Here is a 22,837-nt window from a genome sequence, read left to right on the forward strand (position 1 = left end):
ATCAATATCGAGTGACTATGCGGCAACTTTTAGCACGAACTGGTCTGCAACAGCGGCCGTGGCGTAGCGGGTTATTTGGCCTCGCCTGCCTGGTGCTGTCCGGCTGCAACACCACGTCGACGCCACACAATGCCGATTCCGGTGCTGGCGAAAATGAACCTCACCAGCAGGTGGCCGATTATTTGTCGACCGACTGTGACGATATCTGGTCGTTCGGTGGTGACGCCGCCGAAAATAATCCGCTCTACTGGCTACGAGGCATGGATTGTGGTGATCGCCTTGCCGCCGCCGAGGCCCGCGCCAGAGCCAATCAGTTGACGACTGCAACCTGGCAACAAGCTTTTAAGCGCGGCATTCTGCTGGCAAACGCTAAGATCACCCCCGGTGAACGGCGGCGGATGGTCAATGATATCGATGCGCTCAGCGCGCAAATTCCTGTGCGTATTCGTCCACTCTACCAGGTCTGGCGCGATGCTCAAGGGCTGCAACTTTCGCTGGCTGAAGAGCGGCAGCGCTATACGAAATTACAGGAAAGCAACGACACGCAACTCGATGCGCTGCGCTTGCAACAGCAAGAGTTACAGACTGAGTTGGATCTGACCACCCGCAAACTGCAAAATCTGACGGACATTGAACGTCAGCTCTCCAGTCGTAAACCGGGGGCGGATATGTCCCACGGCGGCGCATCTGACGAGGATAAACATGACGAACCGTAAACCCGCACACCTGCTGCTGGTGGATGACGATCCCGGCTTGTTAAAACTGCTGGGAATGCGCCTTTCAAGCGAAGGCTACCGCGTGGTGACGGCGGAAAGCGGTCAACAGGGACTTCGGGTGCTGGCGAAAGAGCGCATCGATCTGGTGATTAGCGACCTGCGCATGGATGAGATGGACGGTCTGCAGTTATTCAGCGAAATCCAGAAAGTGCAGCCGGGTATGCCGGTTATCATCCTCACCGCCCACGGCTCTATTCCTGACGCGGTCGCTGCTACCCAGCAGGGCGTATTCAGCTTCCTGACCAAACCGGTCGATAAAGACGCGCTGTATAAAGCGATTGATGAAGCGTTAGAACGCTCTTCTCCGGCGATGGATGAACAGTGGCGCGAGGCGATTGTTACCCGCAGCCCGTTGATGCTACGGTTGCTGGAGCAAGCGCAGATGGTAGCGCAGTCTGACGTTAGCGTGTTGATAAACGGCCAGAGCGGCACTGGCAAAGAGATTCTGGCGCAGGCCATCCACAACGCCAGTCCGCGCCATGCGAAGCCGTTTGTCGCCATTAACTGCGGCGCTTTGCCGGAACAATTGCTGGAGTCGGAACTGTTTGGCCATGCCCGCGGAGCGTTTACCGGCGCGGTAAGCCAGCGCGAAGGGCTATTTCAGGCTGCGGAAGGCGGTACGCTATTTCTCGATGAAATTGGTGATATGCCCGCGCCGTTGCAGGTGAAACTGCTGCGTGTTTTGCAGGAACGTAAAGTCCGTCCGTTGGGCAGTAACAAAGATTTAGACATTAATGTTCGAATTGTCTCCGCCACTCACCGCGACTTGCCTAAAGCTATGGCGCGGGGCGAGTTTCGCGAAGATCTCTTTTACCGTCTGAACGTGGTTAATCTGAAGATCCCAACCCTTGCCGAACGTACAGAGGATATTCCGCTGCTGGCGAACTATCTGCTGCGCCAGGCGGCCGATCGCCACAAGCCTTTTGTTCGCGCGTTTTCCACAGATGCTATGAAACGGCTGATGGCGGCTAACTGGCCAGGCAACGTGCGCCAGCTGGTTAACGTTATCGAACAATGCGTTGCGCTAACCTCCTCACCGGTCATCAGCGATGCGCTGGTCGAGCAGGCGCTGGAAGGGGAGAATACGGCACTTCCGACCTTCGTCGAGGCGCGTAATCAGTTTGAGCTCAACTATTTACGCAAGCTGCTGCAAATCACCAAAGGCAACGTTACCCATGCCGCCAGAATGGCCGGACGCAACCGCACCGAGTTCTATAAATTACTCTCGCGCCATGAACTGGATGCTAACGATTTTAAAGAGTAGCACCGTACATACGACTGATTTATGATACGGTGAGCAACCGGTTACGCGAAAAAAACGACAGGAACACCATGAAAAAAATTGATGCGATTATTAAACCCTTCAAACTTGATGACGTACGTGAAGCGCTGGCGGAAGTTGGCATTACCGGGATGACGGTAACGGAAGTGAAAGGCTTTGGTCGTCAGAAAGGTCACACCGAACTTTACCGTGGCGCGGAGTACATGGTCGACTTTCTGCCGAAGGTGAAAATTGAAATCGTGGTGACCGACGATATCGTCGATACCTGTGTCGATACCATTATCCGCACTGCGCAGACCGGTAAAATCGGTGATGGCAAAATATTTGTCTTCGACGTGGCGCGCGTAGTACGTATCCGTACCGGTGAAGAAGACGACGCGGCTATCTAATCCGCGTCGCGCGTGTGTAGGCCGGATAAGCGTAGCGCCATCCGGCATCACCATTACAGGACTTTATGCGGGCCAAAACACTCGTAATGAATGTTCTCGTTCTTCACCCCTAATCCCACCAGCTGTTTTGCCGCAAACTGCATAAAACCGACCGGACCGCACAGATAGAACTGCATCGCCGGGTCGCTGATTGCCCCTTCCACTCGATTCAAATCCATCAGACCCGTGCTATCGAACGCGCCTTTTTCCTGATCGGTTGTGGTCGGTTCACGATACCAAGTGTGCGCGGTAAAGTTCGGCAGTGAACGACCCAGCTCGCTGACTTCGTCAGCAAAAGCATGCACATCGCCATTTTCTGCCGCGTGGAACCAGTTAACCTGCGCGCTATGGTTGTTTTTCGCCAGCGTATCAAGCATCGCCAGCATTGGCGTCTGGCCGACACCGGCGGAAATCAGCGACACTGGAGTATCGGTTGCCACATCCATAAAGAAATCACCGGCAGGCGCCGCCAGATGAACGGTATCGCCTTCGCTGGCATGGTTGTGCAACCAGCTAGACACCTGGCCGCCATCTTCACGTTTCACCGCAATCCGGTAGCCTTTGCTATCTGGAGTACGGGTCAGTGAGTACTGACGAATTTCCTGGAATTCAAAATCCTCAGGTTTCAGCCAGACGGCCAGATATTGTCCAGGACGATAGTCGGCAACCGGCTGACCGTCGACCGGCTCCATCTCGAAGCTGGTAATAAGCGCGCTACGTGGCGTTTTCTTCACTATACGGAACGCCCGGGTGCCTTCCCAACCACCTGTTTTGTTCGCACTTTCCTGGTAGATCTGCGCTTCACGGTTAATGAATACGCCTGCCAGTACACCGTAAGCTTTGCCCCATGCATCCAGCACTTCCTGGCCCGGGCTGAACATTTCATCCAGCGTTGCCAGCAGGTGCCCGCCTACGATGTCGTATTGCTCGGGTTTAATCTGGAAGCTAGTGTGCTTCTGGGCAATTTTTTCAACCGCAGGCAGCAGGGCAGCCAGATTATCAATATTGCTGGCGTAAGCGGCAATCGCGTTGAACAGCGCTTCACGTTGGTCGCCGTTGCGTTGGTTGCTCATATTGAAAATCTCTTTCAGTTCCGGATTATGGGCAAACATCCGGTCATAAAAGTGGGCGGTCAGTTTTGGGCCGGTTTCAACCAATAGAGGGATAGTGGCTTTTACGGTAGCGATGGTTTGAGCGTCTAACATAGCAGGCATCCTTGAATGTTATTTATTGTTGCATGTTAAATGCATCTTATAAAAATACCCCTGCTTTGTAAATGGTTCTTTGTAATATTGCATTAATGCGGTTACAACATGAATTATTCACATCACAATCTTGAAAAGAAATCCGTTTCCCTGTCGAAGGTCTTTATTCCTCAACCCCTTGTGTAGCTTGAAGGTAAACGTTTGCGTAATTTCGCTTGTCAAGACCTGTTATCACACAACTAATCAGTTATACTGTTCGCCGTTGTCCCACAGGACTGCCTTTTTCAGGTCAAAATTTTATTGTTAGCTGAGTCAGGAGATGCGGATGTTAAAGCGTGAAATGAACATTGCCGATTATGATGCCGAGTTGTGGCAGGCTATGGAGCAAGAAAAAGTACGTCAGGAAGAGCACATTGAACTGATCGCCTCCGAGAACTATACCAGCCCGCGCGTCATGCAGGCGCAGGGATCTCAGCTGACCAACAAGTATGCTGAAGGTTACCCAGGCAAGCGCTACTACGGTGGCTGCGAATACGTTGATATCGTTGAGCAACTGGCCATCGACCGTGCTAAAGAACTGTTTGGCGCAGACTACGCTAACGTGCAGCCGCACTCCGGTTCTCAGGCTAACTTCGCGGTCTACACCGCGCTGCTGCAGCCAGGCGATACCGTTCTGGGTATGAACCTGGCGCAGGGCGGTCACCTGACTCACGGTTCTCCGGTCAACTTCTCCGGCAAACTGTACAACATCGTTCCTTACGGTATTGATGAGTCCGGTAAAATTGACTACGAAGACATGGCGAAGCAGGCACAGACTCACAAACCGAAAATGATCATCGGTGGTTTCTCTGCTTACTCCGGTGTGGTTGACTGGGCAAAAATGCGTGAAATCGCTGACAGCATCGGCGCATACCTGTTCGTTGACATGGCACACGTTGCCGGTCTGATTGCCGCAGGCGTTTACCCGAACCCGGTTCCACACGCTCACGTCGTGACCACAACCACTCACAAAACCCTGGCGGGTCCACGTGGTGGTCTGATCCTGGCGAAAGACGGTAGCGAAGAGCTGTATAAAAAACTGAACTCCGCTGTCTTCCCAAGCGCGCAGGGCGGCCCGCTGATGCACGTGATCGCGGCAAAAGCTGTGGCACTGAAAGAAGCGATGGAACCTGAGTTCAAGGTTTACCAGCAGCAGGTTGCGAAAAACGCCAAAGCGATGGTCGAAGTCTTCCTGAACCGTGGCTACAAAGTGGTTTCTGGCGGTACTGAAAACCACCTGTTCTTGCTGGATCTGGTTGATAAAAACCTGACCGGTAAAGAAGCTGATGCGGCGCTGGGCCGTGCAAACATCACCGTGAACAAAAACAGCGTACCAAACGATCCGAAGAGCCCGTTTGTGACTTCCGGTATCCGTATCGGTTCCCCGGCTGTGACTCGCCGCGGCTTCAAAGAAGCTGAAGTGAAAGAGCTGGCTGGCTGGATGTGTGACGTGCTGGACAACATCAATGATGAAGCCAACATCGAACGCATCAAAGCAAAAGTGCTGGATATCTGCGCTCGCTTCCCGGTTTACGCATAAGCGCTAACCGTAAGATGCAAAAAAGGCCGCGAAAGCGGCCTTTTTTATGCCTGATAAAATGTAGCCCGGGCAAGGCATTTACGCCGCCCCCGGGGCTGTTCCCGGCGTCGCTGCGCTTGGCCGGGCTACTTTTTGTTTTAACGTCTATCCAGTGAAATCCTTCCCGGCCCGACAACCGCTAGCAGTAAGAATCCGCCTGCAATACTGATGTTCTTATAGAAGTTAATCATATTTGGCATCACCGCATCGCCGGTCATATCCCAGTAATGGTGACCGATAACCGCAGTCCCCAAGGTGTAGAAAACAAAAATCACCGCCAGCGGACGGGTGAAAAAGCCCAGGATAACCAGAATAACTGCCGGAACCTCCATCACAATCGCAATAATTGCCGCCAGTGAAGGCATTGGTGCGCCGGTTGCGGCCATATATTGCACCGTGCCATCGAAGTTGAGCATTTTCGGATAGCCGGAGAGGATAAACAGCAGCACCAGGGCAATGCGAGCAATCAGCAATATGAGGTCGCGTGATGCCCCGAAATCAAAATAACGAAGTGAGTTCATGTGAGTGCCATCAGGTAAGTACGTGTGATTTAAACGTAATACACAATTTTGCGAATCGCCACATGATGGAATTAAATCAACCTATGGACGGGTCGTGGCTTTGATACCCGGTTATATGAATAATTTTAATACCGGTCAGGTGTTTTTTTTTGACTGTTTAACGGCGGCGCATCTACGCGACTAATAACCTGAAAAAGGGCGAGATGAAATCGCCCTACAGGATTTAGTTGAACTGGCGCAATGTGCGGTGTTTAGCGTGGGGCTTTGAGGATCGGATCGCACTTCGCGCTGCTGGCCTGACCGTTTCCGCTGATGGCCGCCTGAATGCATTCCTGATAATCCAATGATGAGACGGCTTCATTGTCGCTGTGCGACTGTGGCGCAGGTTGGCTATTGGCGCAGCCTGCCAGAGTCAGAATAACAATTAAAGGGAATAGAGGTTTCATGCTTCTTCCTGATAAGTGGCGATCCGTTTTGGCAGTGTGCCCTATAGATGAATAATGGGCAGTAACCAATTGTGCCCATGAATAGGCCTAGTTGGGACAGGTAAAGGTGATGCGCATCACATTTATCTGTTAAGCAAGAAGGGTAATGCTCATAAGAACATGGTGTGTGTCAGTAAACTATGGCCTCCAAAACGGGAGGACCCCATGGTTTTGCACTCCACGCGCTGGCTGGCGCTCAGCTACTTCACCTATTTCTTTAGCTACGGTATTTTTCTGCCTTTCTGGAGCGTGTGGCTCAAAGGGGCGGGGCTGTCACCTGAAACCATCGGTATTTTGTTGGGGGCAGGGCTGGTGGCCCGGTTCCTGGGGAGTTTACTGATTGCCCCACGCGTGAGCGATCCATCACGTTTAATTCGCGTACTGCGCATTCTGGCGCTAATGACCTTGCTGTTCGCGCTGATGTTTTGGGCCGGGACAAACGTGGCCTGGCTGATGGTGGTGATGATTGGTTTTAACCTCTTCTTCTCGCCGCTGGTGCCGTTAACGGATGCGCTGGCAAACACCTGGCAAAAACAGATAACCATGGACTATGGCCGGGTGCGTCTGTGGGGCTCGGTGGCCTTTGTCATCGGGTCAGCATTGACAGGGAAGCTGGTCAGTCTTTACGGCTATCAGGTGATTTTATTGATACTCAGCCTCGGCGTTGCCTCGATGCTGCTGGGTATGCTGCTGAAACCCTCCGTCATGCCGCTGGGTGAATCCCGCCATCAGGAGTCAGTAGGGTGGTCAGCCTGGCGTGGTTTGGTGACGCATAACTGGCGTTTTCTGACCTGCGTCAGCCTGCTGCAAGGGGCGCATGCCGCCTACTATGGCTTCAGCGCTATTTACTGGGAAGGGGCGGGGTATTCGGCCTCGGCGATTGGCTATTTATGGTCGTTAGGGGTAGTCGCTGAAGTGGTGACCTTTGCGTTGAGCAAAAAAGTGTTCCGCCGATTCAGCGCCCGTGACCTGCTGTTACTGTCGGCTATTTGCGGCGTCATTCGCTGGGGGCTAATGGGCTGGACCACGAGCCTGCCGTGGCTGATTTTGATTCAACTTCTCCACTGCGGTACTTTTACGGTCTGCCATCTGGCGGCCATGCGCTACATTGCGGCGCGTCAGGGCAGCGAAGTGATCCGCCTTCAGGCGATCTACTCGGCGGTGGCGATGGGCGGCAGTATCGCCGTGATGACCATGTTCTCTGGTTTCCTTTACCAGCATCTGCATCAGGGGCTGTTCTGGGTGATGGCGCTGGTGGCCTTGCCAGCAGTGATATTGCGGCCTAAATCGGTGATGCGTTAAGTCTCTAGCATTTTGCAGATATGCTGCTGTTGATGTTCGCTGAGCGGCTGTTCTGCGTGGATCAGCGGCGGCGAGAACAGCGGGAGAGCGATGGCATACGGCGAGATGATGAGGGTGCTGTCTTTCGGCGCGCCCTCTGTCTGGAACGTATGTGCCGCCAGATACTTCACGTTCAGCGGCAGCAGGGTCAGCTCACGCAACTGCTGCTCAATTTCCTGCTCAAGCGTAGGATTATCGCCGGTTAATAACACCACCTGTTTCTCGTGCAATTCACTCTCCTGCATTAATCCCGCGCCAAAAATGACCGCAATCAGTGCTGCTTCGTCGTTGCTAAAGTGCAATCTGTACCGGGCTTCAAAATCAGCTAATGCCGCGCGAGTGGTGCGGATAAGCCGGGGATAGAGGCGGTGGATCTCTTCGGGAAGGTGGTTATCGATACCAATGCCAAAAATGCAGCGGTTCAGTGCCTGCGAGAGATGGGTGTAAAGCTGACGGCTCAGTCCGCGTTCATCGGTAAAGTGACAGTTGGCGATGCGCTGAAAATGGTCGACCAACCGGGTCACGGCCTGATAAAGCTGCTGGTCCTGACCCTGGTTTTCATCGCGTGCAACGGGAATTTTAAGCAGCATAAACAGCAGCGCCAGAAATTGCTGCTCGTTATGGTTCGGGGCCTGTTTTACCCGACGCTGCCAGTGGCGAACGATCTCAGCCGCCGTCTGGAATTCGGCGGCTGACTGTGTCCAGGTGCTTTGTAATGCGTTGAACTGCGGGCTTTCACCCAGATGATGTTGTAGCAAGCAATACTGCAAATAGAGGCGTAAAAGCTGCCCGTCTCGGGATTCAAATTGGCGTTGCAGGCTGCGCCCACAGCGGTTGACCAGCGCCTGCAGATTGGTTTCGTCATACAGATTACGGGCAATTTTTAGCTGTTTAAGCTGCGTTTTCAGCCCTGGTGTAAAATAGTCGGTGACAAATTGCGGACACAGACGCAACGCGCGGCGGAGCCAGTGTAGTAAGCACAGGCGCAGGTCGAGGTTGGTGCCTTCAATCCGATAGCATCCATTCGCCAGGGTGGCGATCGCCAGACGATGGTAACGCTCGATCTCCAGGCCCGCATCAACGATATCTTGCCGGACGATTGAAACATCGACATTATTCACTTTGCCGATATATTCCGGCGTAATGGAATGCCCTGGGAGATACAGCATCAGCAACGCCTGGCAGCGGCGCTGCGGACTGGAAAGCACAGATGGGGGTTCGAGTACGCTCATCATCTGTTGTCATCCAGCAGCAGGTAGTAGGAATAAGCGTAGACAAAAGATAACGACAGCTAATGGGCTTTCGCTAAGGAATGCTGGCGGCGGTCACAGAATTTTTCACTGAGGAACGGATGAAGAGAGTGAAACAATGCGTGGTTCTGGTGTTTCTTGCGGTTTTATCGTTAAGCGCCCGCGCGCACCCGCACAGTTTTATCACCATCACTAACCAACTGGTAGTCAGCGATGGTCAACTTACCGGCATGAAAATGCGCTGGGTCATGGACGAGTTGACCTCGGCTGATTTGCTATACGACGCCGGGAAAGCTCAGCCGGGCGATGAAGTATGGAAAAAACTGGCCGCGGAAGTGATGGCCAATGTGCTGGGGCAGCATTATTTCACTGAGTTCTGGCATGACGGTAAAAAGGTGAAGTTTGAGAACCTCCCTACGGCTTATGGCCTGGCGCGGCAGGGACATCAGGCAGTATTGACCTTTACGCTCCCGCTGGCGACGCCGCAAAAGCTTGCCGGTCAGACCTTCACGTTCTCGACGTTCGACCCAACCTACTATGTTGATATGAGCTATGAAAAGGACGGGGATGTTGCATTTTCTCCTGACTTTACCGGCTCGTGTAAAGTCAGTGTCCATACGCCAAAGCCTAATGAAGATATGCTCTCGTACGCGCAGTCGCTCGATAAAGAAGATGCGCCGGAAGAGGATATGGAGCTCGGTAAACAGTTTGCCCAGAAGGTGACCGTACAATGTCAGTGAGTTCAACGAGCAGACGCCCTTCACGCGGTTGGTTACCGCTGTGGCCGCTGCTGCTGTTTATTGTCGCCGCTGTAGTCGGCCTGCTGTGGTTATGGCAATTCTGGCCACAGGTGATGATGAAAAGCATCATCTGGCAGCGTGACGTTAACCAGCAAATGAGTGGTTTGCTACAAGCCGTGGCGGCGAATCCGGCACAGGCAGGCGGCGCACTATTACTGTTTAGTTTTGTTTATGGCGTGCTGCACGCGCTGGGGCCTGGACATGGCAAAGTGGTGATCACCACCTGGCTTGCCACCCATCCATCAAAACTGAAGTCGAGCATCGCTCTGACGCTGGCGGCTTCTTTATTACAAGGACTGGTCGCAATTGCTCTGGTGGTTGTTGTACTGACTCTCCTGCAACTTCCGGCGCGTCAGCTGCATCTGAGTAGCTTCTGGTTAGAGAAGGGCAGTTACGCGCTGGTGGGAGTCCTCGGATTATTGTTGTGCTGGCGGGCGCTAAAAAAACTGCGCGTGCTGTTACGAAAACCCAAATTCACCGCGTTTACGCCGCAGCATGTTCACCATGAAGGCTGCGGTTGTGGGCACCAGCATATGCCGGATCCTGAACGGTTGAGAGAAGGCGACGACTGGCGCGCCAGGCTGATGATCGTTTTGTCGATGGGGATGCGCCCGTGTTCCGGGGCAATCATGGTGCTATTGTTCAGTAAAGTCATTGGCGTCTTTGCCTGGGGAGTCGCCTCGGCGCTGGCGATGGCGGCAGGAACGTCGTTGACCATAACCTCACTGGCTCTGCTGGTGCATGCGTTTCGATCGCTTGCGGTAAAACTCGGCGGGCATAAAACGCCGGCGCTTTGGCGGCAGATTGGCTGGAGTACGCTGGCGTTGGCGGGGGGCGTAATTTTAGTGGTCGCGGCAGTGGTCATGTGGGGAAGTGCGGTGCCGGTGCCGGTGGCAAGAGGCATCAGGCCGTTCTAAGTCCGTAGTTAACGCTATTGCGGGGCACCAGCAGTGACCCGCAATTCAGCGTCTGAAATGTATTAATTCAACGTATAATCCAGCGTGATTTCAGCTTTCAATAGCTGCGATACCGGGCAACCGGCTTTTGCTTTCTGGATGATGCCGTCGAACTGCTGCGCTTCAATGCCGGGTACCTTGACCTTACTTTGCAGCGTAATTTTGGTAATCGCAAAACCGCCATCTTTTTTATCGAGTGAAACATCCGCGGTGGTATCAATGGTATCGGCGGTATAGCCCGCTTCGCCCAGCATCAACGATAGCGCCATTGAGAAACAAGCCGCATGAGCCGCGCCGATAAGCTCCTCCGGGTTGGTGCCCTTCGCGCCTTCAAAGCGGGTGTTAAAGCCGTAAGGTTGCTGGTTAAGAACGCCACTTTCAGTCGAGACCGTCCCTTTACCGTGTTTGATATCGCCTGACCAGTGCGCTGAACCGTGTTTATGAATTGTCATCTTCGTTCTCCTTTTGGCTTACAAAGGATTAAGTATAGACCACGGATACAGTGGTAATGGGAATCGAGATAATTCTGGGGGAAGGGGGCGAAAAAAAAGAAGCCCATAAAGGGCTTCTTATTGTAATGCGTTATCTGGACTTAGCGCTTGAGCGCTTCGCTCAGTTCGTCACGCATATTCGCCAGCATAGATTTCACAACACGTGGGTTACCCGCAACGATGTTGCCGGTCAGCATGTGGTTGTGGCCGCCGGTGAAGTCGCACACCAGGGCGCCAGCTTCACGAGCGATCAGTTCGCCAGCTGCGAAATCCCAAGGCTTCAGGCCAATTTCAAAGTAACCGTCAACGCGTGCGGCGGCAACGTAGGCCAGATCCAGCGCAGCAGAACCTGAACGGCGGAAGTCCGCACATGCGGTAAACATGTTGCCGAGGATTTTCATATAAGCAGGAGCGTGTTGCTTAGCTTTGAACGGGAAGCCGGTGGCGATAATGGTGCCATCGAGGTCGCGAGCGATGCTGCCACGCAGACGGTAACCGTTGAGCTGTGCGCCCTGGCCACGAGTCGCGGTGAACAGTTCGTTACGCATTGGATCATAAACTACCGCGACTTCAGTACGGCCTTTGATGCGTACTGCGATAGATACCGCGAAGTGCGGCAGACGTTTGATAAAGTTGGTGGTGCCATCCAGTGGATCGATAACCCATTGAACATCCAGATCTTCGCCAACATGTTCACCGCTTTCTTCGGTGATAATGGTGTGTTGCGGGTAAGATTTGCGGATTGTTTCGATAATAATCGCTTCGGCGGCTTTATCGACGTTAGTCACGAAATCGTTACTGCCTTTCTGGCTCGTTTCAACAGAGTCAGGCGTTTCATAGTGTTTGGCAATTACATTACCCGCCTTGCGCGCTGCGCGCACGGCGATGGTCAGCATCGGATGCATCGGTCTCTCTCACTGGATGTTAAAGAACGGGAAAACGGCGCAGAGTATAGCAGCGAGAACAGAACATGTCTTCGTTTTATGATAATATGGCTGAATAATCTTTAGACGAAGAAAGACAATGCTGCAAAATATCCGAATCGTGCTGGTTGAAACCTCTCACACCGGCAACATGGGCTCTGTCGCCCGCGCTATGAAAACCATGGGTTTAACTAATCTGTGGCTGGTCAATCCGCTGGTCAAACCGGACTCGCAGGCCATCGCTCTCGCGGCGGGTGCCAGTGACGTTATTGGTAACGCGCAGATCGTCGATACGCTCGACGAAGCGCTGGCCGGTTGTAGCCTGGTGGTCGGCACCAGCGCGCGTTCCCGCACGCTGCCGTGGCCGATGCTGGACCCGCGTGAATGCGGCCTGAAAAGCGTTGCAGAAGGTGCTCATGCACCGGTTGCGCTGGTGTTTGGCCGTGAGCGCGTTGGCTTGACCAACGACGAATTGCAGAAATGCCACTATCACGTGGCGATCGCTGCCAACCCAGAGTACAGTTCACTGAACCTGGCGATGGCGGTGCAGGTTATTGCTTATGAAGTGCGTATGGCCTGGCTGGCGACGCAGGAAAGTGATGCGCCGGTGGTTGAACAAGAAGAGACGCCGTATCCGCTGGTGGATGATCTGGAACGTTTCTACGGCCACCTTGAGCAGACGCTGCTGTCTACCGGTTTTATTCGTGAAAACCACCCTGGACATGTCATGAGCAAGTTGCGTCGCATGTTCACCCGTGCGCGCCCGGAAAGCCAGGAACTGAACATCCTACGTGGGATTCTGGCGTCGATTGAGCAGCAGAATAAAGGTAAGTAGCGTCCCCGGCGGCGCTGCGCTTGGCCGGGCTACAGCCTGGTAGCCATCGGCCGACCCCGGGTTTGACATCAAACCATTACCGCACGGAACGCCAAATACCCGACTAATTTAGTCAAGTAAATAGTTGACTGTTTTAGTCGGGAATGTCAGACTTGGCCCTGCTATGCAATACCCCCATTATTATATTAAAAACCCCGGGCAGGGGCGAGTTTGAGGTTAAGTAAGACATGAGACTGACATCTAAAGGACGTTACGCCGTGACCGCGATGCTGGACGTTGCACTCAACTCCGAATCGGGCCCGGTACCACTGGCCGATATTTCAGAACGTCAGGGAATTTCACTCTCCTATCTGGAGCAGCTGTTTTCCCGTCTGCGTAAAAATGGACTGGTGTCCAGCGTACGCGGCCCAGGCGGTGGTTATCTGCTAGGTAAAGAAGCTATCCACATCGCTGTGGGTGAAGTGATTAGCGCAGTGGACGAGTCCGTTGACGCGACCCGCTGTCAGGGGAAAGGTGGCTGCCAGGGCGGCGATAAATGTTTAACCCACGCACTGTGGCGCGACCTGAGCGACCGTCTGACCGGTTTCCTGAACAACATCACCTTAGGTGAACTGGTGAATAACCAGGAAGTTCTGGACGTGTCAGGCCGTCAGCACACGCAAGACACCTCCCGCAATACCCGCGTACAAGACGCAATCGACGTTAAGTTACGCGCATAATCTAGCCGTCCTGTCTTACGCCTTCAGGGCGTATCAGACAGGACAGGTTAAATAAAAATGAGATTTCAGAGTCAGGCCGGGACCTTGGGTCCCGTCAACACGGTCGTACATCCAGCCGGTTGCCTGATTCCTTGCATTGAGTGATGTACGGAGTTAAAGAGCAATGAAATTACCGATCTATCTCGACTACTCCGCAACCACGCCGGTGGACCCGCGTGTTGCCGAGAAAATGATGCAGTGTCTGACCCTGGACGGAAACTTTGGTAACCCCGCTTCCCGTTCACACCGTTTCGGCTGGCATGCTGAAGAGGCGGTAGATATCGCCCGTAATCAAATTGCCGACCTCGTGGGCGCTGACCCGCGTGAAATCGTCTTTACGTCCGGTGCGACTGAATCCGATAACCTGGCGATCAAAGGTGCTGCTAACTTTTATCAGAAAAAAGGCAAGCACATCATCACCAGCAAAACCGAACACAAAGCTGTGCTGGACACCTGTCGTCAGCTCGAGCGTGAAGGTTTTGAAATTACCTATCTGGCGCCTCAGCGCAACGGCATCATCGACCTGAAAGAACTTGAAGCGGCGATGCGTGACGACACCATCCTCGTTTCTATTATGCACGTGAACAACGAAATCGGCGTGGTGCAGGATATCGCGACTATCGGCGAACTGTGCCGTGCGCGTGGCATCATCTATCACGTGGATGCGACTCAGAGCGTGGGCAAACTGCCAATCGATCTGAGCCAGCTGAAAGTTGACCTGATGTCTTTCTCCGGTCACAAAATTTACGGCCCGAAAGGTATCGGCGCGCTGTACGTGCGTCGTAAACCGCGTATCCGTATCGAAGCGCAGATGCACGGCGGCGGTCACGAGCGCGGTATGCGTTCTGGCACCCTGCCTGTTCACCAGATCGTGGGTATGGGTGAAGCTTACCGTATCGCGAAAGAAGAGATGGAAACCGAGATGGCGCGTCTGCGCAGTCTGCGTAACCGTCTGTGGGACGGCGTGAAAGATATGGAAGAGGTTTACCTTAACGGTGACCTCGAGCAGGGCGCACCAAACATCCTCAACGTCAGCTTCAACTATGTTGAAGGTGAGTCGCTGATTATGGCGCTGAAAGATCTGGCGGTTTCCTCCGGTTCTGCCTGTACGTCTGCAAGCCTTGAGCCATCCTATGTGCTGCGTGCACTGGGCATGACCGATGAGCTGGCACACAGTTCTATCCGTTTCTCTTTAGGTCGTTTCACTACTGAAGAAGAGATTGACTACACCATCAAGCTGGTTCGTAACTCCATCGGCCGTCTGCGTGACCTTTCTCCTCTGTGGGATATGTTCAAACAGGGCGTGGATATCAACAGCATCGAATGGTCACATCACTAATTCGGCACCAATAAGGAGAATTCATCATGGCTTACAGCGAAAAAGTAATCGATCACTACGAAAATCCACGTAACGTGGGTTCTTTCGACAACAGCGACGAAAGCGTCGGTAGCGGCATGGTCGGTGCACCGGCATGTGGCGATGTTATGAAGTTGCAGATTAAAGTCAACAATGACGGTATCATTGAAGACGCGCGTTTCAAGACTTACGGCTGCGGTTCCGCCATTGCCTCCAGCTCTCTGGTCACCGAATGGGTGAAAGGGAAATCTCTGGACGAAGCACAGGCGATTAAAAACACCGATATCGCAGACGAGCTTGAACTGCCACCGGTGAAAATTCACTGTTCTATCCTGGCAGAAGACGCGATTAAAGCCGCCATTGCGGATTACAAAAGCAAACGTGAAGCAAAATAATTAAGAGTTGAGGTCATTATGTCGATTTCCTTAAGCGACAGTGCGGCAGCGCGAGTCAATACCTTCCTGTCAAACCGTGGTAAAGGGTTTGGCCTGCGTTTGGGCGTCAGAACGTCCGGTTGTTCAGGTATGGCTTATGTACTGGAATTTGTTGACGAGCCGGCGGCAGAAGACACCGTTTTCGAAGACAAAGGCGTGAAAGTTGTTATCGATGGTAAGAGCCTGCAATTTCTTGACGGTACGCAGCTGGACTTCGTGAAAGAAGGTCTGAACGAAGGGTTTAAATTCACTAACCCTAACGTGAAAGATGAGTGCGGTTGCGGCGAAAGCTTTAACGTCTAGTTTTGAGTCCTGCCAACCCCACCATGGTTTTCGTACTGTGCGTGGGGTTTGTTTTAATTAGTTAACCCTGAGACTGTCATGGATTACTTCACTCTCTTTGGATTGTCAGCCGGTTATCACGTAGACACTCAGGCCCTCGCGGCACGTTTCCAGGACCTGCAGCGTCAGAACCACCCCGACCGTTTTGCCAGCGCCAGCGATGCCGAACAGCTTGCTGCGGTGCAACGCTCTGCCAACATCAATCAGGCATGGCAAACCCTGCGTCACCCGCTGACTCGCGCGGAATACCTGCTCTCTCTACACGGTTTCGACCTCTCTTCTGAACAGCACACTGTGCGCGACACCGCGTTCCTGATGGAACAGCTGGAACTGCGCGAAGAGCTTGATGAAATCGAGCAGGCAAAAGACACCGCGCGTCTGGAAGCCCTGCAAAAACGTGTCAAAGCAATGTATACCCAACGCCAGCAGCAGATGGTGGCGGAATTAGACGGTGAAACGTGGGATGCGGCGGCAGATACCGTGCGCAAACTGCGCTTTCTCGATAAACTCCAAAGCAGTGCTGAATTACTCGAAGAAAAGCTGCTCGATTTCTGATTTTGGAAGCTTAACATGGCCTTATTACAAATTAGTGAGCCTGGCTTAAGTGCCGCACCGCACCAGCGTCGTCTGGCGGTGGGTATTGACTTAGGCACCACCAATTCCCTGGTTGCAACCGTGCGTAGCGGCCAGGCCGAAACGCTGGCTGACGACCAGGGTCGCCACCTGCTGCCTTCCGTGGTGCATTACCAGGCGCAGGGTCAGGTTGTCGGTTATGACGCGCGCGCCAACGCCGCGCTGGATCCTGCCAACACCATTAGTTCGGTAAAACGCATGATGGGTCGCTCGCTGGCGGACATCCAGGCGCGTTACCCGCATCTGCCGTATCAGTTTGAAGCCAGTGAAAACGGCCTGCCAATGCTGGTGACGAATGCCGGTGTGTTGAACCCGATTCGCGTCTCCGCAGATATTCTGAAAACGCTGGCGGCGCGGGCAACCGAATCGCTCGCCGGTGAACTGGACGGCGTGGTTATCACCGTTCCAGCCTATTTTGACGACGCACAGCGTCAGGGCACCAAAGACGCGGCGCGTCTGGCGGGCCTGCATGTCCTGCGTCTGCTGAACGAACCGACCGCCGCGGCGATTGCCTACGGTTTGGACTCCGGTCAGGAAGGGGTGATTGCCGTTTATGACTTAGGCGGTGGCACCTTCGATATCTCCATTCTGCGCCTGAGCCGCGGTGTGTTTGAAGTGCTGGCAACCGGCGGCGATTCCGCGCTGGGCGGCGACGACTTCGACCATCTGCTGGCCGACCATATCCGCGAACAAGCAGGCATTGCCGATCGCAGCGATAACCGCGTACAGCGCGAATTGCTGGATGCCGCAATCGCCGCCAAAATCGCCTTAAGCGATGCGGACAGCGTCGCCGTTGAGGTGGCGGGCTGGAAAGGCGAAGTCACCCGTGAACAGTTTAACGATCTTATTTCCGCGCTGGTGAAGCGTACTCTGCTGGCCTGTCGCCGCGCGCTGAAAGACGCGGGCGTGGAAGCCGCTGAAGTGCTGGAAGTGGTGATGGTTGGCGGTTCAACCCGCGTACCGCTGGTACGAGAGCGCGTGGGCGAGTTCTTTGGCCGCACCCCGCTGACCTCCATCGACCCGGACAAAGTGGTAGCCATTGGCGCTGCCGTTCAGGCTGATATTCTGGTCGGTAATAAGCCGGACAGTGAAATGCTGCTGCTTGACGTGATCCCGCTTTCTCTCGGCCTCGAAACCATGGGCGGCCTGGTGGAGAAAGTGATCCCGCGTAACACCACGATTCCGGTGGCGCGCGCGCAGGAATTCACCACCTTCAAAGACGGACAGACCGCGATGTCTATCCACGTAATGCAGGGCGAGCGCGAACTGGTGCAGGACTGCCGCTCGCTGGCGCGCTTTGCGCTGCGCGGTATTCCGGCATTACCGGCTGGCGGTGCGCATATTCGCGTGACCTTCCAGGTTGATGCGGATGGTCTGCTGAGCGTCACGGCGATGGAGAAATCCACCGGCGTTGAATCCTCGATTCAGGTGAAACCGTCCTACGGTCTGACCGATGGCGAAATCGCCACCATGATTAAAGATTCCATGAGCTACGCCGAGCAGGACGTGAAAGCACGCATGCTGGCGGAGCAGAAAGTGGAAGCGGCGCGCGTGCTGGAAAGCCTGCAAAGCGCGCTTGCCGCAGATGCCGCGCTGTTAAGCGCCGCAGAGCGCCAGGAGATTGACCACGCTGCCGCCGAGTTAAGCGCTGCGGCAGTGGGTGATGACACTGACGCCATCGAACAAGCCATTAAAAACGTTGACAAACAAACCCAGGAATTCGCCGCTCGTCGTATGGACCAATCCGTCCGTATGGCGCTGAAAGGCCAATCCGTGGACGAGGTTTAATATGCCAAAGATTGTTTTTCTGCCCCACCAGGACCTGTGTCCGGATGGCGTAGTTGTGGAAGCTGAGACCGGTGAAACCATTCTGGATGCTGCGCTGCGTAGCGGTATCGAGATTGAACACGCCTGCGAAAAATCCTGTGCCTGTACCACCTGCCACTGCATCGTGCGTGAAGGTTTCGATTCGCTTCGAGAAAGCACTGAAGACGAAGACGATATGCTGGATAAAGCCTGGGGACTGGAGCCGGATAGCCGTCTGAGCTGTCAGGCGCGCGTCACCGACGAAGATCTGGTTATCGAAATCCCGCGTTACACAATTAACCACGCACGCGAGCATTAACAGGGGATAGTATGGGACTGAAGTGGACTGATAGCCGCGAAATCGGCGAAGCGCTGTACGACGCCTTCCCGGATACCGATCCGAAGACCGTGCGTTTTACCGATCTGCACCAGTGGATTTGCGACCTCGAAGATTTTAATGATGACCCTCAGGCATCAAATGAAAAAGTTCTTGAGGCAATTCTGCTAGTCTGGTTGGATGAAGCAGACTAATTTTGCATCATGATCCACGCTGCAGATACGTTGGCGACGCGAATCATTTAGCAAAAAACTAACGGGCTGCCATTCGGCGGCCCGTTTGCTAATAAGGATAAAAATAATGACAGAAGCCATGAAAGTGACCCTTTCTACCCAGCCAGCCGATGCGCGCTGGGGGAATAAAGCCACCCACAGTATTAATGATGAAGGTATTGTCCTGCACCTGACTGGCCGCGATGATGCGGGGTTGATTCAGCGCGTGGCGCGTAAAATCGACGGCATGGGCATTAAGCACGTTGCATTAAGCGGCGAAGGCTGGAACGTTGAGAACGCCTGGGCTTTCTGGTCCGGTTACAAAGGGCCGAAAGGCACGCGTCAGGTTGAATGGCCTGAACTCGACGATGCACAACGTCAGGAACTGGATAACCGTCTAACCTACATCGACTGGGTGCGTGACACCATCAACGCACCGGCCGAAGAATTAGGCCCTGAACAGCTTGCACAGCGTGCGGTTGACCTGCTGTGCGGTGTTGCGTGCGACAATGTTTCCTATCGCATCACCAAAGGCGAAGACCTGCGCGAGCAAAATTATATGGGCCTGCACACCGTAGGTCGCGGTTCCGAGCGCCCACCGGTATTACTGGTGCTGGATTACAACCCAACCGGTGATAAAGAAGCCCCGGTTTATGCTTGTCTGGTGGGCAAAGGCATCACGTTCGATTCCGGCGGTTACAGCATCAAGCAGAGCGCCTTTATGGACTCTATGAAGTCTGATATGGGCGGCGCGGCAACCGTCACCGGCGCGCTGGCGCTGGCGATTACCCGTGGTCTGAACAAGCGTGTGAAGCTGTATCTGTGCTGTGCCGATAACATGGTCAGCGGCAATGCGTTCAAGCTGGGCGATATCATCCGCTATCGGAACGGCAAAAACGTAGAAGTGATGAACACCGACGCAGAAGGGCGTCTGGTGCTGGCCGATGGCCTGATTGATGCTAGTGCGCAGAAACCAGAGCTTATCATTGATGCGGCGACCCTGACCGGTGCGGCGAAAACGGCGTTGGGTAACGACTACCACGCGCTGTTCAGCTTTGACGACCAACTGGCAAACCGCCTGCTGGCGAGCGCTCAGGCGGAAAACGAAGCCTTCTGGCGTCTGCCGCTGGCTGAATTCCACCGCAACCAGTTGCCGTCTAACTTTGCCGAACTCAATAACACCGGCAGCGCGGCCTATCCGGCTGGCGCAAGCACCGCGGCGGGCTTCCTGTCCCACTTTGTGGAAAACTACCATCATGGCTGGCTGCACATTGACTGCTCGGCAACCTATCGCAAATCTGCCGTTGAGCAGTGGTCGGCGGGTGCGACCGGGTTGGGCGTGCGGACTATCGCGAATTTGTTGACCGCCGAGTAATATTTCCCCCTCACCCTAACCCTCTCCCCAAAGGGGAGAGGGGATCGAACGGCGTTCTCCCTTAAGCTCTGGGTTGAAGTTTCACTCGGTTTTCTCCCTCGCCCCTTTGGGGAGAGGGCCGGGGTGAGGGGGAACCACAGAACTGGAACCACTATGTCCGAAACCAAAAACGAACTCGAAACCCTACTGGAAAAAGCGGCAACCGAACCCGCTCATCGCCCGGCATTTTTCCGTACCCTACTGGAATCCACCGTCTGGGTACCCGGTACCGCGGCTGATGAAGGCCAGGTTGTCGATGACAGCGCTTTAGATATCCAGCACTGGGAAAAAGATGACGGCACTTCGGTTGTCCCATTCTTTACCTCGCTGGAGGCCCTGCAACAGGCCGTCACCACCGAGCAGGCTTTTGTGGTGATGCCGGTGCGCACGCTGTTTGAAATGACGCTGGGCGAGACGCTGTTCCTCAACGCCAAACTGCCCACCGGCAAAGAGTTCACTCCACGTGAAATCAGCCATCTGATTGGCGAAGAGGGTAACCCGTTGAGCACGCAGGAAGTGCTGGAAGGCGGCAGTGCGCTGCTGTTGTCCGAGGTGGCCGAACCGCCAGCGCAAATGGTGGAATCGCTGACTACGCTGTTTAAAACCCTGAAAACGGTGAAACGCGCGTTCCTGTGCTCCATCAAAGAGCACGCTGACGAGCAGCCAAATCTGTTGATTGGTATCGAAGTGGAAGGGGATATCGAAGAGGTTATTCACGCCGCAGGCAGTGTTGCCACCGACACGTTGCCAGGTGATGAGCCGATTGATATCTGCCAGGTCGTCGAAGGTGAGAAGGGCATCAGCCACTTTATGCTGGCGCATATCACCCCGTTCTATGAAAAACGCTGGGGCAGTTTCCTGCGCGATTTCAAACAGAACCGGATTATTTAGCTCGCGTGATGTTTCCCCGGAGTCGGTGCTAACGCACCTCGTCCGGGCTACAATTTCGCACATTTGTAGCCCGGCAAAGCGCAGCGCCGCCGGGACGGTTCCGCATCACCCCGTCGCTTCCAGCAACAATAAATCCATCAGTAGCACAAGATTCGACTCAAACGACGTCACCCCTGCCGCTTCGGCGGCAAAATGCACCGCTTCGTCATAAAGCGCGAAATGCACATCGGCAAGGCCTGCCAGGGTATTTGCTGAGGCGCGGGTGAATGCAACGACCGTCATCCCAACATTACGCGCAATGCGCGCTTTATCGAGCACCTGCTCGGTCTCACCGCTGCGTGACACGGCAATAAACACCTGATAGCGCGCCGCGTTGCTTAAGAAGATATTGCGGCTATCGCCCGGTCCTGAAATGAATGCCGTTTTGCCCAACACCTGCAACTTCTTGGTCAGGTACTCAGCAAACAGATAGGAAAATCCTGCACCGTAGAGAAAAAAGCGCTCCTGTTCGCGTAGGAGGCGGGTGAACTGCAGACGTTTTTCAGCCGTCGCCCACCCAAAAGTAAGCTGATAGTTGGCGATAAAATGGTTAAACAGCGCCGAATTCTCATCGACGCCATCCGTCTGCTGCACCGCAATATGCGGAGTCTCCGCCAGCAGACTTTTACAGTGCCAGATAAATTCGCTGTAGCCGCTAAACCCCAGCTTCTGGCACAAACGCATAATCGTGGCGGTTGAGACAAAGGTTGCCTGAGCCAACTGACGGACGGTGATATTGCCCACCAATAACGGATGATCCGTCAGGTGGGCTAACACCCGGTACTCCGCGCGAGTGAGCGATGTCCCGCGCATCAGCAGCGGCGTCAGGCGATTATCCATTACTGTGCAGGCTCAATCGGCAGATCGGCGCGCGCGCCCCATTCGCTCCAGGAACCGTCATAAAGGGTAACGTCAGGCGCATCAAGCGTGGCCAGTGCCAGGGCAACGACCGCGGCAGTCACGCCGGAACCGCAGCTGACAATAATCGGCTGGCTTAAATCAACCCCCTGGCGAGCAAAGATGGTTTCCAGTTCATCGGTAGTTTTCAGCTCACCGTCCACCACCAAATCCCCCCACGGCACGTTACGTGCGCCGGGAATATGACCGCGGCGTAAACCCGGGCGAGGCTCATCAACCAGGGCATTAAAACGCGGAGCGGGACGCGCATCAACCAGTTGAGCTGTCCCCTCGTGACTGGCGATCAGAACTTCGGTCAACCGTTTTACGGACTCAGGGCTGAACTCAGATTCAAACTCGCCCTCACTGCTGTTAGCTTCACCTTGTTCCAGCAGCAGTTCATCACGCTGCCAGCCGGCCAGACCGCCCGCCAGAATTGACACCCGTTGGGCGCCGAACGTCCGCAGCATCCACCATGCGCGCGGCGCGGAGAACAGGTTGCCTTCATCATAGATAACCAGATGCTTATCACGGCTAACGCCCAGTTCACGCATCGCCACGGCAAACGCTTCCGGGCGCGGCATCATGTGCGGCAGGGGAGAGGTGTGGTCACTGAGGGCTTCTATATCAAAAAAGACCGCGCCCGGCAGATGTCCGGCACGGAATTCAGCGTTGAGATCGCGGTGCTCTTGTCCCGGTGGCGCCATACGGGCGTCAATAATCTGTACTTCCGGGTCATCAATGTGCTCAGCCAGCCAGTCGGCGGCAACAAAAAACGAAGTGGTCATAATACCCTCCATTATGAA

General features: G+C 54.4%; 26 protein-coding genes. 18 read left to right on the forward strand and 8 right to left on the reverse strand.

What is annotated here, in order from left to right; genetic code table 11:
* Positions 1-17 precede the first annotated feature (17 nt).
* From qseG to glnB, 3 genes are all read left to right on the forward strand, one after another.
* Positions 18-716, forward strand: a complete 699-nt coding sequence (gene qseG, locus U0026_RS06580; protein ID WP_062774568.1) for a two-component system QseEF-associated lipoprotein QseG — start codon at positions 18-20, stop codon at positions 714-716.
* Positions 703-2,040: a two-component system response regulator GlrR gene (gene glrR / locus U0026_RS06585; RefSeq protein ID WP_062774567.1), complete on the forward strand. Its 1,338-nt coding sequence runs from the start codon at positions 703-705 to the stop codon at positions 2,038-2,040. The genes qseG and glrR overlap by 14 nt, the downstream gene beginning before the upstream one ends.
* 68 nt (positions 2,041-2,108) lie before the next feature.
* Positions 2,109-2,447, forward strand: coding sequence for a nitrogen regulatory protein P-II (gene glnB, locus U0026_RS06590; RefSeq protein WP_002438074.1), 339 nt, complete (start codon positions 2,109-2,111; stop codon positions 2,445-2,447).
* A 53-nt stretch (positions 2,448-2,500) separates the two neighbouring features.
* Here glnB and hmpA read toward each other — a convergent pair whose 3' ends face one another.
* Positions 2,501-3,691 carry an NO-inducible flavohemoprotein gene (hmpA, locus tag U0026_RS06595; protein WP_062774564.1) on the reverse strand — a complete coding sequence of 397 codons (1,191 nt, stop codon included), beginning with the start codon at positions 3,689-3,691 and terminating at the stop codon, positions 2,501-2,503.
* A 325-nt stretch (positions 3,692-4,016) separates the two neighbouring features.
* Between hmpA and glyA the strand changes: the two genes are divergently transcribed.
* Positions 4,017-5,270, forward strand: a complete 1,254-nt coding sequence (gene glyA / locus U0026_RS06600) for a serine hydroxymethyltransferase (RefSeq protein ID WP_062774563.1) — start codon at positions 4,017-4,019, stop codon at positions 5,268-5,270.
* A gap of 137 nt (positions 5,271-5,407) precedes the next feature.
* Here the strand turns inward: glyA and U0026_RS06605 are convergent, their stop codons facing one another.
* On the reverse strand, positions 5,408-5,830 hold the full coding sequence (locus U0026_RS06605) for a DoxX family protein (RefSeq protein ID WP_062774561.1): 423 nt from the start codon (positions 5,828-5,830) through the stop codon (positions 5,408-5,410).
* Positions 5,831-6,081: 251 nt separating this feature from the next.
* Entirely contained in the window at positions 6,082-6,276 is a 195-nt protein-coding gene (chiQ, locus tag U0026_RS06610) for a ChiQ/YbfN family lipoprotein (protein ID WP_062774560.1), read from the reverse strand.
* A 204-nt stretch (positions 6,277-6,480) separates the two neighbouring features.
* Here chiQ and U0026_RS06615 point away from each other — a divergent pair, with 204 nt between their 5' ends.
* Positions 6,481-7,617 carry a 3-phenylpropionate MFS transporter gene (locus tag U0026_RS06615; protein WP_062774558.1) on the forward strand — a complete coding sequence of 379 codons (1,137 nt, stop codon included), beginning with the start codon at positions 6,481-6,483 and terminating at the stop codon, positions 7,615-7,617.
* On the opposite strand, the gene csiE is transcribed toward U0026_RS06615, so the two are convergent.
* A complete protein-coding gene (csiE, locus tag U0026_RS06620; RefSeq protein ID WP_062774557.1) occupies positions 7,614-8,891 on the reverse strand; it encodes a stationary phase inducible protein CsiE in 1,278 nt (425 codons plus the stop codon). The genes U0026_RS06615 and csiE overlap by 4 nt on opposite strands.
* Before the next feature lie 116 nt (positions 8,892-9,007).
* On the opposite strand from csiE, the gene U0026_RS06625 reads away from it, so the two are divergent.
* On the forward strand, positions 9,008-9,646 hold the full coding sequence (locus U0026_RS06625; RefSeq protein ID WP_062774555.1) for a DUF1007 family protein: 639 nt from the start codon (positions 9,008-9,010) through the stop codon (positions 9,644-9,646).
* Positions 9,637-10,623 (forward strand): nickel/cobalt transporter, encoded by a 987-nt coding sequence (locus tag U0026_RS06630; RefSeq protein ID WP_062774553.1) that lies wholly within the window; start codon positions 9,637-9,639, stop codon positions 10,621-10,623. The genes U0026_RS06625 and U0026_RS06630 overlap by 10 nt, the downstream gene beginning before the upstream one ends.
* A 62-nt stretch (positions 10,624-10,685) precedes the next feature.
* Here U0026_RS06630 and U0026_RS06635 read toward each other — a convergent pair whose 3' ends face one another.
* Together U0026_RS06635 and suhB are read right to left on the reverse strand one after the other, a co-directional pair.
* Entirely contained in the window at positions 10,686-11,114 is a 429-nt protein-coding gene (locus tag U0026_RS06635; protein WP_062774551.1) for an OsmC family protein, read from the reverse strand.
* A 140-nt stretch (positions 11,115-11,254) separates the two neighbouring features.
* Positions 11,255-12,058 carry an inositol-1-monophosphatase gene (suhB, locus tag U0026_RS06640; RefSeq protein WP_062774549.1) on the reverse strand — a complete coding sequence of 268 codons (804 nt, stop codon included), beginning with the start codon at positions 12,056-12,058 and terminating at the stop codon, positions 11,255-11,257.
* Between the two features lie 118 nt (positions 12,059-12,176).
* Between suhB and trmJ the strand changes: the two genes are divergently transcribed.
* The 11 genes from trmJ to sseB all read left to right on the forward strand — a co-directional run bounded on the left by trmJ (position 12,177) and on the right by sseB (position 21,095).
* Complete coding sequence (trmJ, locus tag U0026_RS06645; protein WP_062774547.1) at positions 12,177-12,911, forward strand: tRNA (cytosine(32)/uridine(32)-2'-O)-methyltransferase TrmJ; 735 nt, start codon at positions 12,177-12,179, stop codon at positions 12,909-12,911.
* A 227-nt stretch (positions 12,912-13,138) separates the two neighbouring features.
* A complete protein-coding gene (gene iscR / locus U0026_RS06650) occupies positions 13,139-13,630 on the forward strand; it encodes a Fe-S cluster assembly transcriptional regulator IscR (RefSeq protein ID WP_062774545.1) in 492 nt (163 codons plus the stop codon).
* Positions 13,631-13,793: 163 nt separating this feature from the next.
* Entirely contained in the window at positions 13,794-15,008 is a 1,215-nt protein-coding gene (iscS, locus tag U0026_RS06655) for a cysteine desulfurase (protein WP_062774543.1), read from the forward strand.
* A gap of 26 nt (positions 15,009-15,034) precedes the next feature.
* Positions 15,035-15,421, forward strand: coding sequence for a Fe-S cluster assembly scaffold IscU (iscU, locus tag U0026_RS06660; RefSeq protein WP_062774541.1), 387 nt, complete (start codon positions 15,035-15,037; stop codon positions 15,419-15,421).
* A gap of 18 nt (positions 15,422-15,439) precedes the next feature.
* Positions 15,440-15,763, forward strand: coding sequence for an iron-sulfur cluster assembly protein IscA (gene iscA / locus U0026_RS06665; protein ID WP_062774539.1), 324 nt, complete (start codon positions 15,440-15,442; stop codon positions 15,761-15,763).
* Between the two features lie 78 nt (positions 15,764-15,841).
* Entirely contained in the window at positions 15,842-16,357 is a 516-nt protein-coding gene (hscB, locus tag U0026_RS06670; RefSeq protein ID WP_062774537.1) for a co-chaperone HscB, read from the forward strand.
* Positions 16,358-16,372: 15 nt separating this feature from the next.
* Positions 16,373-18,223, forward strand: coding sequence for a Fe-S protein assembly chaperone HscA (gene hscA / locus U0026_RS06675; RefSeq protein WP_062774535.1), 1,851 nt, complete (start codon positions 16,373-16,375; stop codon positions 18,221-18,223).
* 1 nt (position 18,224) lies between these two features.
* Positions 18,225-18,560 carry an ISC system 2Fe-2S type ferredoxin gene (gene fdx, locus U0026_RS06680; RefSeq protein WP_062774533.1) on the forward strand — a complete coding sequence of 112 codons (336 nt, stop codon included), beginning with the start codon at positions 18,225-18,227 and terminating at the stop codon, positions 18,558-18,560.
* Between the two features lie 11 nt (positions 18,561-18,571).
* On the forward strand, positions 18,572-18,772 hold the full coding sequence (gene iscX, locus U0026_RS06685) for a Fe-S cluster assembly protein IscX (protein WP_062774531.1): 201 nt from the start codon (positions 18,572-18,574) through the stop codon (positions 18,770-18,772).
* Positions 18,773-18,878: 106 nt separating this feature from the next.
* Positions 18,879-20,165 (forward strand): aminopeptidase PepB, encoded by a 1,287-nt coding sequence (pepB, locus tag U0026_RS06690; RefSeq protein WP_062774529.1) that lies wholly within the window; start codon positions 18,879-18,881, stop codon positions 20,163-20,165.
* Positions 20,166-20,318: 153 nt separating this feature from the next.
* Positions 20,319-21,095 (forward strand): enhanced serine sensitivity protein SseB, encoded by a 777-nt coding sequence (gene sseB / locus U0026_RS06695; protein WP_062774527.1) that lies wholly within the window; start codon positions 20,319-20,321, stop codon positions 21,093-21,095.
* Positions 21,096-21,200: 105 nt separating this feature from the next.
* On the opposite strand, the gene U0026_RS06700 is transcribed toward sseB, so the two are convergent.
* Both U0026_RS06700 and sseA read right to left on the reverse strand, forming a co-directional pair.
* A complete protein-coding gene (locus tag U0026_RS06700) occupies positions 21,201-21,974 on the reverse strand; it encodes a MurR/RpiR family transcriptional regulator (protein ID WP_062774525.1) in 774 nt (257 codons plus the stop codon).
* Positions 21,974-22,819 (reverse strand): 3-mercaptopyruvate sulfurtransferase, encoded by an 846-nt coding sequence (gene sseA, locus U0026_RS06705; protein ID WP_062774523.1) that lies wholly within the window; start codon positions 22,817-22,819, stop codon positions 21,974-21,976. The genes U0026_RS06700 and sseA overlap by 1 nt, the downstream gene beginning before the upstream one ends.
* Positions 22,820-22,837 lie beyond the last annotated feature (18 nt).

Origin of the sequence: Kluyvera intermedia, from assembly GCF_034424175.1 — a bacterium.
GTDB classification, from domain to species: domain Bacteria; phylum Pseudomonadota; class Gammaproteobacteria; order Enterobacterales; family Enterobacteriaceae; genus Kluyvera; species Kluyvera intermedia.